This window comes from Acinetobacter sp. Leaf130, from assembly GCF_001423205.1.
GTDB classification, from domain to species: domain Bacteria; phylum Pseudomonadota; class Gammaproteobacteria; order Pseudomonadales; family Moraxellaceae; genus Acinetobacter; species Acinetobacter calcoaceticus.
Genome location: NZ_LMOE01000001.1, coordinates 1650546 through 1663102, shown reverse-complemented (window position 1 = coordinate 1663102; position 12557 = coordinate 1650546). Strand labels below are relative to the sequence as shown.

At 34.2% G+C, this 12557-nt stretch carries 19 protein-coding genes; 15 read left to right on the top strand and 4 right to left on the bottom strand.

The annotated features are described in order from the left end of the window. The first annotated feature begins 114 nt into the window (after positions 1 to 114). The 3 genes from ASF86_RS07450 to ASF86_RS07440 all read left to right on the top strand — a co-directional run bounded on the left by ASF86_RS07450 (position 115) and on the right by ASF86_RS07440 (position 2908). Positions 115 to 435, top strand: a complete 321-nt coding sequence (locus ASF86_RS07450) for a hypothetical protein (RefSeq protein ID WP_056480884.1) — start codon at positions 115 to 117, stop codon at positions 433 to 435. 292 nt (positions 436 to 727) lie between these two features. Continuing rightward, on the top strand, positions 728 to 1747 hold the full coding sequence (locus ASF86_RS07445; protein ID WP_056480882.1) for a hypothetical protein: 1020 nt from the start codon (positions 728 to 730) through the stop codon (positions 1745 to 1747). A 609-nt stretch (positions 1748 to 2356) separates the two neighbouring features. After that, positions 2357 to 2908, top strand: coding sequence for a TetR/AcrR family transcriptional regulator (locus tag ASF86_RS07440; RefSeq protein ID WP_056480880.1), 552 nt, complete (start codon positions 2357 to 2359; stop codon positions 2906 to 2908). A 54-nt stretch (positions 2909 to 2962) separates the two neighbouring features. On the opposite strand, the gene ASF86_RS07435 is transcribed toward ASF86_RS07440, so the two are convergent. After that, the gene (locus tag ASF86_RS07435; protein WP_056480878.1) at positions 2963 to 3484 is read right to left on the bottom strand and encodes a hypothetical protein; all 522 of its coding nucleotides are present in this window, start codon (positions 3482 to 3484) and stop codon (positions 2963 to 2965) included. 311 nt (positions 3485 to 3795) lie between these two features. On the opposite strand from ASF86_RS07435, the gene ASF86_RS07430 reads away from it, so the two are divergent. The 5 genes from ASF86_RS07430 to ASF86_RS07410 all read left to right on the top strand — a co-directional run bounded on the left by ASF86_RS07430 (position 3796) and on the right by ASF86_RS07410 (position 6282). Beyond that, positions 3796 to 4020 carry a hypothetical protein gene (locus tag ASF86_RS07430; RefSeq protein ID WP_005039804.1) on the top strand — a complete coding sequence of 75 codons (225 nt, stop codon included), beginning with the start codon at positions 3796 to 3798 and terminating at the stop codon, positions 4018 to 4020. 150 nt (positions 4021 to 4170) lie between these two features. Then, positions 4171 to 4545 carry a TonB C-terminal domain-containing protein gene (locus ASF86_RS07425; RefSeq protein WP_017392144.1) on the top strand — a complete coding sequence of 125 codons (375 nt, stop codon included), beginning with the start codon at positions 4171 to 4173 and terminating at the stop codon, positions 4543 to 4545. 251 nt (positions 4546 to 4796) lie between these two features. Beyond that, positions 4797 to 4997 (top strand): hypothetical protein, encoded by a 201-nt coding sequence (locus ASF86_RS07420; RefSeq protein ID WP_003652344.1) that lies wholly within the window; start codon positions 4797 to 4799, stop codon positions 4995 to 4997. Between the two features lie 185 nt (positions 4998 to 5182). After that, positions 5183 to 5695: a hotdog fold domain-containing protein gene (locus ASF86_RS07415; protein ID WP_056480876.1), complete on the top strand. Its 513-nt coding sequence runs from the start codon at positions 5183 to 5185 to the stop codon at positions 5693 to 5695. A gap of 11 nt (positions 5696 to 5706) precedes the next feature. Next, positions 5707 to 6282 (top strand): lysozyme, encoded by a 576-nt coding sequence (locus ASF86_RS07410; protein ID WP_056480874.1) that lies wholly within the window; start codon positions 5707 to 5709, stop codon positions 6280 to 6282. Between the two features lie 86 nt (positions 6283 to 6368). On the opposite strand, the gene ASF86_RS07405 is transcribed toward ASF86_RS07410, so the two are convergent. Beyond that, positions 6369 to 6785 (bottom strand): carboxymuconolactone decarboxylase family protein, encoded by a 417-nt coding sequence (locus ASF86_RS07405; RefSeq protein WP_056481793.1) that lies wholly within the window; start codon positions 6783 to 6785, stop codon positions 6369 to 6371. Between the two features lie 110 nt (positions 6786 to 6895). Between ASF86_RS07405 and ASF86_RS07400 the strand changes: the two genes are divergently transcribed. The 3 genes from ASF86_RS07400 to ASF86_RS07390 all read left to right on the top strand — a co-directional run bounded on the left by ASF86_RS07400 (position 6896) and on the right by ASF86_RS07390 (position 8392). Beyond that, complete coding sequence (locus ASF86_RS07400; protein ID WP_056480872.1) at positions 6896 to 7210, top strand: winged helix-turn-helix transcriptional regulator; 315 nt, start codon at positions 6896 to 6898, stop codon at positions 7208 to 7210. Positions 7211 to 7730: 520 nt separating this feature from the next. Beyond that, positions 7731 to 7973, top strand: coding sequence for a hypothetical protein (locus ASF86_RS07395; RefSeq protein ID WP_056480870.1), 243 nt, complete (start codon positions 7731 to 7733; stop codon positions 7971 to 7973). 155 nt (positions 7974 to 8128) lie between these two features. After that, the gene (locus ASF86_RS07390) at positions 8129 to 8392 is read left to right on the top strand and encodes a hypothetical protein (protein ID WP_056480868.1); all 264 of its coding nucleotides are present in this window, start codon (positions 8129 to 8131) and stop codon (positions 8390 to 8392) included. Positions 8393 to 8449: 57 nt separating this feature from the next. On the opposite strand, the gene ASF86_RS07385 is transcribed toward ASF86_RS07390, so the two are convergent. After that, positions 8450 to 9304: a DMT family transporter gene (locus ASF86_RS07385; RefSeq protein WP_056480866.1), complete on the bottom strand. Its 855-nt coding sequence runs from the start codon at positions 9302 to 9304 to the stop codon at positions 8450 to 8452. 234 nt (positions 9305 to 9538) lie between these two features. On the opposite strand from ASF86_RS07385, the gene ASF86_RS07380 reads away from it, so the two are divergent. The 4 genes from ASF86_RS07380 (at position 9539) to ASF86_RS07370 (ending at position 11861) form a co-directional block, all read left to right on the top strand. Next, the gene (locus ASF86_RS07380; protein ID WP_005039826.1) at positions 9539 to 10408 is read left to right on the top strand and encodes a LysR family transcriptional regulator; all 870 of its coding nucleotides are present in this window, start codon (positions 9539 to 9541) and stop codon (positions 10406 to 10408) included. A 152-nt stretch (positions 10409 to 10560) separates the two neighbouring features. Next, on the top strand, positions 10561 to 10692 hold the full coding sequence (locus ASF86_RS19160) for a hypothetical protein (protein WP_004643213.1): 132 nt from the start codon (positions 10561 to 10563) through the stop codon (positions 10690 to 10692). A gap of 271 nt (positions 10693 to 10963) precedes the next feature. Continuing rightward, on the top strand, positions 10964 to 11251 hold the full coding sequence (locus ASF86_RS07375; protein WP_005039828.1) for a hypothetical protein: 288 nt from the start codon (positions 10964 to 10966) through the stop codon (positions 11249 to 11251). Positions 11252 to 11498: 247 nt separating this feature from the next. Continuing rightward, on the top strand, positions 11499 to 11861 hold the full coding sequence (locus ASF86_RS07370) for a NirD/YgiW/YdeI family stress tolerance protein (RefSeq protein ID WP_005039831.1): 363 nt from the start codon (positions 11499 to 11501) through the stop codon (positions 11859 to 11861). A gap of 91 nt (positions 11862 to 11952) precedes the next feature. Here the strand turns inward: ASF86_RS07370 and ASF86_RS07365 are convergent, their stop codons facing one another. After that, on the bottom strand, positions 11953 to 12459 hold the full coding sequence (locus ASF86_RS07365) for a GNAT family N-acetyltransferase (RefSeq protein WP_056480864.1): 507 nt from the start codon (positions 12457 to 12459) through the stop codon (positions 11953 to 11955). Positions 12460 to 12557 lie beyond the last annotated feature (98 nt).

The window sequence follows — 12557 nt, the reverse complement described above, 5'->3', positions numbered from 1 at the left end:
AACGTTATAAACACATGATTCGGCGTAGATTACAAAAATGTCATTTTCAGGTCACCTAGATGTCCGTTGGAAGCCTATAGGGTATTTAGATAAAGTTAATTTTTGGATCTAAAAATGAAAACTCTATTTCGCCGTAGTTTAACAACGCTTATGTGTGTTGGCGCTTTAATTACTGGAACCCAGTCTTGGGCAGAAGATGCAAAACAAACAACGGCTGCGAATGCGGAAATCAAGCCAAATTCTAAAGCACAAGAAAAATGCACAAAACCTTGTAGCATGAAGAATGATGGAAAAATACAGCAAGACCATACGCAGCATGAGCATGGCAACATGGCAGGTATGTCTCAAATGGATCATTCTAAAATGAGTGAAATGGATCATTCACAGATGATGAATATGGATCACTCTAAAATGATGAACATGTCGAATAAATAAAAGAGTAAAGAGCACTGTTTTAGTAAGTATGGTTAAACAGTGCTCTTTGCGGATCTTATAAGTTCCTTGATCTTTTTTATTAATTTAAAATAAATAACACTTTTACATTTAAAGTACTTTTATTGCATAACACTAAGCAATGTACTAGTTATTAAGCCAATATAAATCAATTTTCTTATAATATTTCTTCCTAATTTAGCTTAATATAAAGAATAGATACGACTTACACCTTTTGTGAATCTTGAAAATTATAAATGAATAAAGAATTGAATTTGTTATCAGGAGAGGCTTTATGAAAAAAGCTTCCTCAATATCTTTTCTTCTTAAGAAGAGGTATTTACTGATACTTTTGTTAGTTGCAATCTTTGGTTATGGCAAATATCACAATTACAAAGAAAAGATTTTATTTAGAGAATATTATTTACATCCACCATTGTATAGAGAGATTTGGCCATCTGAATTTGACCCTAATGGAGTCACATTAGATATTCCAGCAAATTATCTTATGGATGCAACTGCTATTTCTGAATCTTCACGAAAGAAAGATCTGGAATTCAGAGAAAAGCAACGATATGAGAGTGGCAAGGCCTTGTGTGATAGATTTCAATGTACAGAACTTTTTCAAGTTCTTTTACCTGATTACAAAGGAAAAACATTAGAAAATTTACATATTTTTAATCCTGAATCAGTAAGAGCTGATTATGAAATACCTAAGGGCTGGGAAGAGTTTTATAAGTATGTAATTTGGTTTTCCTTAAATAGCTGGATACCTAAGAACCATAAAGTGAATGCTAGTGATGCAGAAATTACAATGGGCATAAATTTAAGTTCAGTGTTTCATCCGAAAGAGTATTTTGAAACGCCAAAATTAATTAAATATATACAAACTAAACCAGCTCCAGAATTAGGCTTAACAGAAGTTGTATCACTAGATCCTAATTTACCAGGCGGGTTCTATAAAGTTCTTGTTTATAAGGATTGGCGAAAGAAATATCCTGAGGATGTAATAGAGGATTATAATCATTATAAGATTTATTTCAAAAAAGACGCTGATGGAAATATAGCCTCTTATATTAGTTGTAGTACTTTTGCTCGTACTTATTTATTAAGTAAACCAGATCCTGAACAGGCTATTCTAGAGGACTATGCTAAACCAAATCAGCAATACTATTGTAGTCATACTTTTAATGTGAAGGGACTGCCGATGAGTATTACCGCACATTACAGTGATATGCATTTAGCTGATTGGCAGAATATAGAAAATAATTTAACTCGGCTTATACAGTCATTTCATGTAAAAGAGACTAAGTAAGTTTCAATATTTAAAGCTCTTGTTATTTAAAGAGCTTTTTTATATTCAATATTCTTACTTCTTCAATTTAGAACATTGACACTCAAAACCTCTACGATTATTCTTTGCCTGCTGGCCACATTGCCAGTCGGTTTTAGCAGACCGTTTTCATCTAGGACATCAAAAAAGCAATTTTTTGGTGTCGAACTCGTTCGTCTCCCTTCGTAGCGGTAGGACGGAGGAGGGACGCCCTCGGGCGTGCCGGTTCCTAGATGACTGGTCTGCTAACCCTTCTTCGTTCTGCCACCATAATCATTTAGCAGTGATTTGGCAGAACTTCTATTTCATCTAGGAGTCCGCTCATGCGTACTATTTCTTCTTGTTTATTGGCCTTTGCCAAACTCTCTCTACCGATACCATTCAACTGGCATTTAAAGCGGTTTAATCGACTATAGGTTTTAACCTTTAGATCATTACGACTAAAAAATCATAGCAACAATAAAACCTGAGATAGGTGAACACACCACTTTTGTGTCGTTTTCGCATGCCTGTTTTTAGCGCTCATTTTAAGAGTGACGGCATTTCTATCTCATTTATATACAACAAAAATTTATTTTAAACGGTATATCTATGCCAAATTTAGAAGCTTCATTTAAAGCACTACAAGTGCTCCACGCGGCAAAATATTTATTTAATCAACATGGGTTTTACATTGGTATCGACCGAATTATTAGTGAAGCCAAAATTCCAAAAGCCACCTTTTATAATTACTTTCACTCTAAAGAAAAACTGGTTGAGATGTCTCTGACTTTTCAAAAAGACGCATTAAAGCATGAGGTGTTTTCTATTATTTATTCATACCAAGAACTTATGGTGTTCGATAAGTTAAAGAAAATCTACTTTTTACATGCAAACTTAAACGGCTTTTATCGTTTGCCATTTAAAGCGATTTTTGAAATTGAAAAGCTTTATCCTGTGGCCTATAAACTCGTCATTGACTACCGAAATTGGTTCATTAACGAAATTTATAAGCTACTTTTAACCGTAAAAGTTACAGCCACAGTTGAAGATGCTTACATGTTTTTATTTGTGATTGATGGAGCAATGGTTCAGCTTTTAAGTGCAAATAAGATCGATGAAAGGGATAAGTTATTAGAATATTTTATGTCGATGCTTGCTTAAATTGGCTAAGACTTTTAATAGTTAAAGAAAAGCCCTCTAGCGAGGGCTTTTCACTTATTTAAAAGAAGGTTGGCTTAAGATTTTGTAGACCTTTTCTTTATATACATCATTCGAAATTACGCCCTTATCTCGCTGTTGTTTGAGTGATTTAAACTGCTGACCATGAATTTCTCTTTGAATATTCACATTATCATGATTTCTAATGTAGTAAAGACTACGGTCATGATCACTCATATTTACTGTTTCATCAGTAGAGTAGGACGGCTTAGCTTCATTTTCTTGATACTGTTTCGCAATTTCAAAAAAATCTACATTTTGATGATGAACGGCAGAATTAGAAAAGTCTTTTGGTTGCCCATTAAATTTATGGTCTTGAGAACTCGCGTTTACCGCAAACATGCTCTTATGCTGATTAAAGTTAGGGTGATTATATTCTTGTTTCATTTGAAACGTGTTTGTTTCAGAAAAAGCTACGGGAGAAAAAAGACTAATATTTAAAAATAAAAAAGTTAATAACAATCTATTCATTTCTTTTGAGGTCCAATTGAAATTGAGTAAATCACTGTATTGTAACATTAAATTTTAATTTTTAAAGGTTTTGTCTTTAGGGTATTTGATCATCTGGTCAATAATAGGGTGAATGGACTGGTTTGTGTGAAGTTCTATTGAAAGCTTCACACAAAGAATTTTATATAAAATAAAATTTAAAATTCTTCATTTTAGAGTGTTTGTCTATTATCTAATTTTAATATTTGCCCTGTAGCAGATTCTAATTTTTTAAAATGCTTCTTTTAAATTTATTATTAAGATTAACTAAATAGTACAGGTGTGACAATGGGGATTAAATTTGTTAAATTGCGTGGTTTTTATAACAGTGGGCGAAATTTATGAAGACGTTTTTAGTTATATCTTTATTGGGTTTTGGGCTGATTGGCTGTGCTTCATCTACATATAATTCTCAAGAAAATTACTTAAATAAACCTCCAATTGTTCCAGAAAATAAAGCCTTTAATAGTTTTAAAACACCTGAGCATGGAATTTTTACCGATCAAGATATCTATAATATTCCAGAAAATTCAAATATGAATATCCGTTATGAAGTCCCTTTTTAAAGAAAAATAAAACATTAATTTAAACAAAGGTGGAATAAGAACGGCTTACCACCTTTGCTGATTAAGGATATTCAATGATTAATACCACCTTCGGGTAGTTTTTTAAATTTTAAACTGTTAAATTTTAGTTATTGAAAAAAGGTATTTTAAATGAAAAACTTCACTATTATTGCTTCTTTATTTTTATTAGTTGGGTGTACTACTGGTCACAAGCAAGTTACTTCTGCTCAAGTGAATGATAATAAAATTACCTCAGAGGCTGAGATATATAAAAAGCAATATCAAAAGAAAATTTATAAAATATGGGATATTCCAAAGTCTTCTACAGGGATGAGTGCAAGCGTTAAAGTATTTTTAAGTGATAGTGGGGAAATTGAGCAAATCATCTTTTTAGATAAAGAAGAACAAAAATTTAAAACAAGTATTGAAAAAGCGATCTGGCGTGCAAGTCCATTTGCTTTGCCTTCCAATCCAGAAGTAAGAAAACAAGCAAGAAGATTCAATATGAAATTTCAAGCGAAATAAATGAGTTCTTCTTAAAAAAGTTGAAAAACCTTTATGTGCAGTACTGCTAGTTTGTGGAAATAGAGTGAAATAATTATTTACTGTACTTCTATCGCTAGTGAATAAGAATTTAGCAACCGCCTTCTAGGGCGGTTTTTATTGGAAAATGTATCTTAAAGTGTCAGTTACACAAATGATGATTGTTTGGTGTTGAATCTATCCGTTAATTATTTAAGGATGGAATGACACAAGTTAAGTAAAGGATGAATCTCATGATAGATGAAGAAAAACCCTTAAATTTTGACGATGATGAAGAGCCTCTCGATTTTGCTGATGAAGAATTTATCGATGATAAAAAAGAGGATGAGTTATATAACAGCATTACAAAAGATGGCTCAAGTGTAGATCCCGCAGATGATGGCGAGCGACACATTCGTCCTGAAGATGGGGATCCGATCGAAATCGAACAATAACTCAAAGCCCAATTCAATATTGGGCATTTTTAATAGGTTTGATTTTTTATCTGAACAGTACGATATGCTAGAGGTTATTCAATCATTATCATTAATGACTCAAAAAATTGATACCTAAGCAATGAGTGTAGAGATGTGTACATATATATTTATTGAATGATTTATTCTCGAATTGAAGTAAAACTATGAGTAATTATATTTCTACATTTACCAACAAAATCAAAAATAAAGCAGTTCCACCTGTCAATGATGTTCTGATCGCTTTTAGGACTTTGAAGACCGTACCGGGCGGATTAACGCTATTGTCAAAAGTCGTTAGCCGAGTTGCTCCATATTTTCAGACTGTAAATCCAATTATCAATAAATTAGATGTAGATGTGTGTGAAGCCTCGATCAAAAAAAATAAATCAATCGAAAATCATATCGGGACGGTACACGTGATTGCGATATGTAATGGGCTGGAATTTGTCATGGGTGTGTTAGCTGAAGCATCTGTGCCTCAACATTTAAGATGGTTACCCAAAAGCATGAGCGTAAATTATGTCGCTAAGGCAGATTCTGATATTAAGTTAGTAGCAACAATTGATGAGGAATGGAAGGTGGGAGATATGCAAATAAAAGTTAGCGCTTATAGAGCGGATGGGCAGCCTGTAGTTCAAGGATATATTACGCTTTGGGTTACAGAGAAAAGTAAATAACAGGGCATTAAATGCAAAAAATATTGGATTATCTCCGCAAAATTTTTACTGCCAAGCCTCACCAAGATGCAACAGCGGATCACCTCATTGCTACGGCAACTGATCATGGCAATGAATTGATAGGTGTTGCTGTTGATGAGATGTCTCTTAGTGTGGATGGTGTAAACCAAATCTGTAATTTTGAGGGGTTAAAACTTAGTGCTTATGATGACGGTACTGGCGTCTGGACTATTGGATATGGCACGACGCGATACCCTAATGGTAAGCGTGTAAGTGAAGAAGACCGATGCTCTCTTGAACAAGCTAAAACCTATATGCAGCACGATTTAAAGATATTTGAGCGTGCAGTAAATAGTTCTGTAAAAGTTCCTTTAAAACAGAATCAATTCGATGCACTAGTCTCTCTAACGTATAACATTGGGGTAGGTGCCTTTAAACATTCGACCTTACTCAAAAAGTTAAATTCAGGTGATTACAAAGAAGCAGCAAACCAGTTTGATGTCTGGGTAAATGCAGGCGGTAAGCGTTTGCAGGGGCTGGTTAATCGCCGTGCAATGGAAAAGAAATTGTTTTTATCATCAAAGTAGTTGTCTCAATTTTTTATTACACTTGGTTAAAGAGTCATGAAAAAGCCTCGAATGGTCAGGGCTTTTTCATATAGGAATTGAATCGATTAACTTTTATCCCCTAAGGTGATTCTGAGTCTGTTTAATGCTCCCATGAGTGAAATACTGGTCGTCAACTCTACAATCTCTCGTTCATTAAAATACTCGGTTAAATGAGCTTTTACAGTTTCAATTTTTTCAGATAAAAAAGTGACTGCCTCTGCAAGTTCAAGAGCAAGAAGTTGCTTCTTTGAAAAGACATTCGAATGTTTGTAGCCCGGAATTTTATCAATGACTTCTTGGTTTACTCCCATATCTCTTAATTCTTGAGCATGAAAAGCGCAGCAGTAAGCACAGCCGTTGATTTGTGACACATATAACTCAGCTAAAGCAACTATTTGAGGATCAATGCCAGAAGTTCGTATAGATGCATGTGCTGAGTACAAATGATTAATCGTTTTTTTAGCAACTTCTTTATATTCCATCATATAGACCAGTTTTTTCGTAATGAAAAACTATTATTCATCACTAGGTATAGATTGTAAATTAGGCACTATTTTGTTATATAGGTATATTTTTTATACCCAATTAGACAATGAAAGATAATATTTCTGGCTGTTCTGTAGAAGAGGCAATGACAGTATTGGGTGGTCGTTGGAGAATGTTAATTATTTCATTTCTCATCGAAAGACCTATGCGTTTTAATGAGCTAAGACGGGCAATACCTAATATTTCTCAAAGAATGTTAACTTTAGAGCTACGTTTTCTTGAAGAAGAAGGTTTTATTAACAGAGAAGTTTTTGCGGAAGTTCCTGTTAAAGTTGAGTACTCATTAACGGAAGATGGTAAGAAATTAAACGGTTTAGTTGATGTGCTAAAAGAAGTTGGCTCTTGGCTAAAAGTAAGATAGTGCAGTTTATTATATAGTTTTATTTACTTTGTTTCAGGTCACGCCGAGATCATATGTCATCATTTTGGCAGGATCATTTATACAAGTTTTAGGTGTAAAAAAAGCCTGATGCTACGAATCAGGCTTCAGTATTCATCAACAATAGGAGTTGATGAACAAGACCAATCTAACAGACCTGCCCTATAAAGGCAAACCAATGTCCGACCAGACAGTTCAGATAGGCATAATTTTCTCAAATTATAGGCGTTAAAAAAGCCCTTGCTCGAAAGCGAAGGGCTTAGTCGTTCATTGATCTAGCAATGAACTATATAAGGCTCATCTCATACTAAGTTCAGTATATCTGAAATTGAAGTAACAAAGAAGAAAACATTCTAAATATCTTCTTCACTCTATTTAAACTCAATTTATTCATTCCTATAGCAACTTACATCTTTGATAAATCAATACACAAAATTTGCACTTTGCATTTTTGAGGACGTGTTATTTGTGTGTAGCGCTAGAGGGAAGCAAGGGAGTAAGGATGAATCTGATTAGGTTAGAAGAGCTTTCATTAATGAGTAATGCTGTTTTAACACCCCAATTAAACAATTGGCCGTGTGTACTATCTGGAAATACGGGCGTTGCTTCTTGTAATAAGGATAAGGACAGTTTTTTGGAACAATCTGATAAAAAATTTTATAAAGAATGGCTGAAACAACAAAAGAAAATACTTAAAAGTATTCCGAGTAATGCTGTTTTACTGAGCATGAAAAAACCTATTTAGATTAGACATGAGACAAGTGTATAAAGATATATTACAAGGATGAGCTTTTAACCAAATATACACACTTAAACAATTAGTTGAAAAAAGTTTCCGTAATCTCATCAAATAGCGTGTTAAGTTTTTCTCAATCATAAAAAGTTAAAAAGGATTGAAACATGAAATTTTCATATCAAGATCTTGCCGGAAATAATGTTGAAGTGGAGTGTGAAAGTTATATCCATATACCATCAGGAACAGCAATAAAATCTACAGAAGCTGGCAATTATCACCTTACTGAAAACTTCAGATTCTTTAAGAAAACTGAAGCTGATTCTATACCTATCTATCGATTTGCCATTGACCGAAACTTTAATGTTTTTAATAGCGATGAATTACCCGCATTAGCTCAAATCGGCACTGACTGGAAAAAATTGGTTTAAGTTTGTATTCAAAAATAAAACCCTCAACTGAGGGTTACACACTAAAACCTTTAAGAATTATTTCTTTTTAAATACGAGCATTAAGCCTAGCAAAATTGCAATCATCCCAATTAAACCTGCCAGTGGTAACTTATTTTTTAAAATTAGAAAATCTAAAAGTGCAGTCACGATAGGAACCAAATAAAACAGGCTTGTCACATTTACAATATTGCCCTGACTTAGAAGTCGGTAAAGTAAAAGCTGAGCGACTACAGAAATTAAAATTCCAAGAAATAAGACTGAAATAATCAGTTGTGAATTCCATGTTATTTCAAAATGTTCAAAGGGAACTATAAATAAGCAGACGATAAGACTGATTACATATTGTAGCGGTAAGACATCTGTAGGGGCTTGTTGAATGTTCTTTTGCATTATGGCCCCAAAAGTTATACAGATGAGGGCAGCCAAGGCAAACAGCATACCAATTGGAGCAATAAAAGACAGCGTTAGGCTTTTCCATACTAAAAGTATGAGCCCCGCTAAAGAGATGCATAATCCTAACAGTCTTTCTTTTTGCCAGTTCTTTTCCAGAAGGCAAAGCGTGAGTATGGGCTGTATTCCCATAATTGTTGCCATTAAGCCAGGAGTGACTCCATGGGCCATGGCTTTAAAATAGCAAATTGAATAACCTGCAATAATAAGTAGCCCAGTCAGCAGAACTTGTTTTCGAGTTCCATGTTTGGGTAAAAGTCTTTTTCTAAAAAGAGCAAGTACGAACAGAACAATCAAAGCAGTTGAAAAACGCAGAATTAATAATGCTATGGGCGAGGCATTATCTAACCCCCATTGAGTAAAAATCGCGGCACTACCCCAGAGTAAAACAAAAGCCGATGTCGCACTTTGTGATGCAAGCAACTGTTTATTTAGGCGCATAAAACCTCCTCCTAGTGTGTAATACCTAAGAAATACGAAGTGATAAAATTGTTAGTAAGTGCAGCTATTAATGTGTTGTTCAGTCATTAATCATGTACTGATATTGGTTAAAATTGTGAATAGGCAAATAAATCGCGTTGAACTTATTATGATTTCAGTATGGAAGAGAGAATAAGTAAAGAAAAGCGCATAATTCTTTTATATACTATTTGAAAATCGAATAGATAAATTGTAATGACTTTAAAAAACCTACAGATTGATTGGCTGAAGTGTTTTGTCACAGTAGTAGATACAGGCTCATTGTCAAATGCAGCGCCTGAGCTATATCGTTCGCAATCTGCTGTTAGTATGCAATTGAAAAAATTAGAAGAAGCTCTACATTGCCAACTTTTAATACGAACGCATCGACAAATTGAATTAACTTCTCAAGGACAACTACTTTTAGGTTATGCACGCCGTATTCTCGATTTACATGCAGAAGCACAAATGGCATTTCATGGAGATGAATTGAAGGGACGTATACGCCTTGGAGTGCCCGATGACTATGCTGCTAAATATTTAACACCTGTACTCAAGCGTTTTGCACCACGTTATGGAGGTGTTGAGATCGAGTTGATCTGTGAGCAATCAACGTCTTTAATTCCACGGGTAGAAAGTGGTGATATAGACTTAGCATTAATTTCGAGAGATAACGCTCGTCAAGGAACACTTTTATTTCATGAACCAATGGTATGGGTAGGGTCTCCACAGTTTGAACTCTGGCGAGAAGACCCACTTCCAATTGCAGTTTATGAAAGTACCAGCCAAGCCAAAAAGAGTGCTATTCATTCTTTAGCATTACAAGGGCGCCGTTATCGAGTGGTATACAACAGTTCAAGTTTAGCGGGCCAAATTGCAGCAGTTGAAAGCGGTTTAGCAATCGCCGTGTTCACGCAGTGTAGCGCTCCTGAGCATTTAACCATATTAGGTGCAGATCATGGCCTCGGACCTTTAGAGCCGATGGAGGCTGCGGTTTATCGGAGTAGGTCCTCGTTAGAGTCGAAGGCTGTAGATCACTTATATGAATTACTCATTAAAACGCTCAGACACTCAGTTAACGTTTAATGGCCAAATCTTAAGTTGATATTTAAATATAAAACTAAAGACCTTTACATTTTTGCGCTAAATCTACAAAAAAGCTTAGAAACGTATGCTGATCGTAAAACTAATAAAAAGTATTTATTAACTCACTATCTGAACAATTCATGAGGCGAAGTATGACAAAAATTATGGCTACCTTAGGTTTAGCTGCGATTATTTCTTTAAGTGTGAGCGCTTGCCAAGGTGAAAACGATACAAAACAGCAAGATAAAACGACAACCCCTCATTCAATGGACAAAGATTCATAATCTATAAATTCTCAAGCCCATCGTAAGATGGGCTTTTTTATATCTTTGTATTTTTACCTCAAAGTGTGATTTGTAACTCAAAATATTTATTTTTAATGTTGCTGTTCAAAATATGTTGACTAATATGCTAGGTTTTAAATATATTTAAATTCAACACGAATCATTTTAAATATAACTCTATATTTAAAGTAAATTGGTTCAAATGCCATCAGATCAGAAATTTAACCTTTAAATTTGATTATAAAAATATTAATTAATCAAGGAGGTGGGTATGGACGCTAAATTTCATTCTGAAAATGAATATGGTTTTATTCTAGACATATTAAATACTTATGTTGTGGTAAAGAAGACATTAAAAAATGATCATTATCCTTATGATTCATTTGGTTATCTTCTTGCTCTTTATCAGCCCCTAAAAGTCTATATTCCTCAGCTTCCACACCCGAAAATTTATATTGAGATTGGTGGAATTTCATATGACCGAATGATTGTTATGCAAACAACAGACGAGACAGAGGCTATGAATGTTTTATTGGATTTAGGACAACTTGTTGTTTAACGATTAATTGATATTTTAATGCTGAGTTTAATTTACTTAAGGAAAGCATTTTCTTAAGTAAATTAACGATACAACTAAAGGCTCAAAATGCTTGTTGGAAGAGAAAACTTAAACAGATTATTTGGTGTTTCTATTCATCCTCATTAAACAAAGACTCTAATAAGATACAAAAAACCACAAAAGCTAAATCTATAAGTTTAAAAGAATTTGTTTATATAACTAAGAACATTAAAAGTAGGTCATCGTAATGAAAAAAATATTCTTAGCAACACTCACTGGGCTGGCTTTATTGGGCAGTAATGCAGTATTGGCTAAACCAGATGCTGCCTTATTGAAAGAAGCGACAAAAAATGTAGTCACGGTGTCTAAAGCAAAAACCTTGGCTGATGAGTCCGGTGTTACGTTAACAGGCACTATTGTAAAGCATATTGCTGGTGATCATTTTGAGTTTAAAGATGCAACTGGATCAATTGTAATTGATGTAGATGATGACTTGTGGAAGCCTCTGCAACTAAAAGCCGGAGATAAAGTCCGTGTTGTAGGAGAGGTGGATACACATAGAGTTAAGCCAACTGATATTGAAGTTTTTAAGATTGAGCGTGTTAAATAAAACTAGATCATTTATATAAAAATTGCTCAGAGCAAACAAAAAAGAAAACTCCTGTTCTAAGGAGTTTTCTTTTTAACGACTATAATTTTTATTATTGTGTTGCATTAAATGCCTCATGATAGTGTACGTTTCCTTTAGGAATATTGCCTGAGAAGCTTAAGGCTTGGAAATATTCACTTGGCACATCGGGCAAAATTAGCTCAGGATATGCTTTAAAACCAAATCTGCTGTAATAATTGGGATCACCAAGTAAAACACATCCTTCTGCGCCTAACTTTTTTAATTTATCTAGTGATTTATTCATCAGAAGCGAGCCAATACCAAGCCCCTGTTTATTTGGATGAACAGAAATAGGGCCTAAACCATACCAACCCATTTCCCCTGAACTCATTTGAACTGGAGAAATAGCAACATGCCCAATAACAGAACCATCTTCAATCGCGACTAGAGAGATGGTCAATTGTCCGTGGTTTCTTAAACTATTCACAATACAATGTTCTGTATGACTGGTGTGCTCAGCATTTTGAAAAGCTGCTTTCGTTAGTTTTTCTATTGCTTCAACATCCTCATTTCGCTCATCACGAATCGTAATATTCATTAAAATTCTTCCTTATTTATTGACCAATCATACGCTTTAATTTTTTAAATTAAGTTAACTTCTTTAAATTTTATCGAAATAGAGGTAAGGCGTGGAGT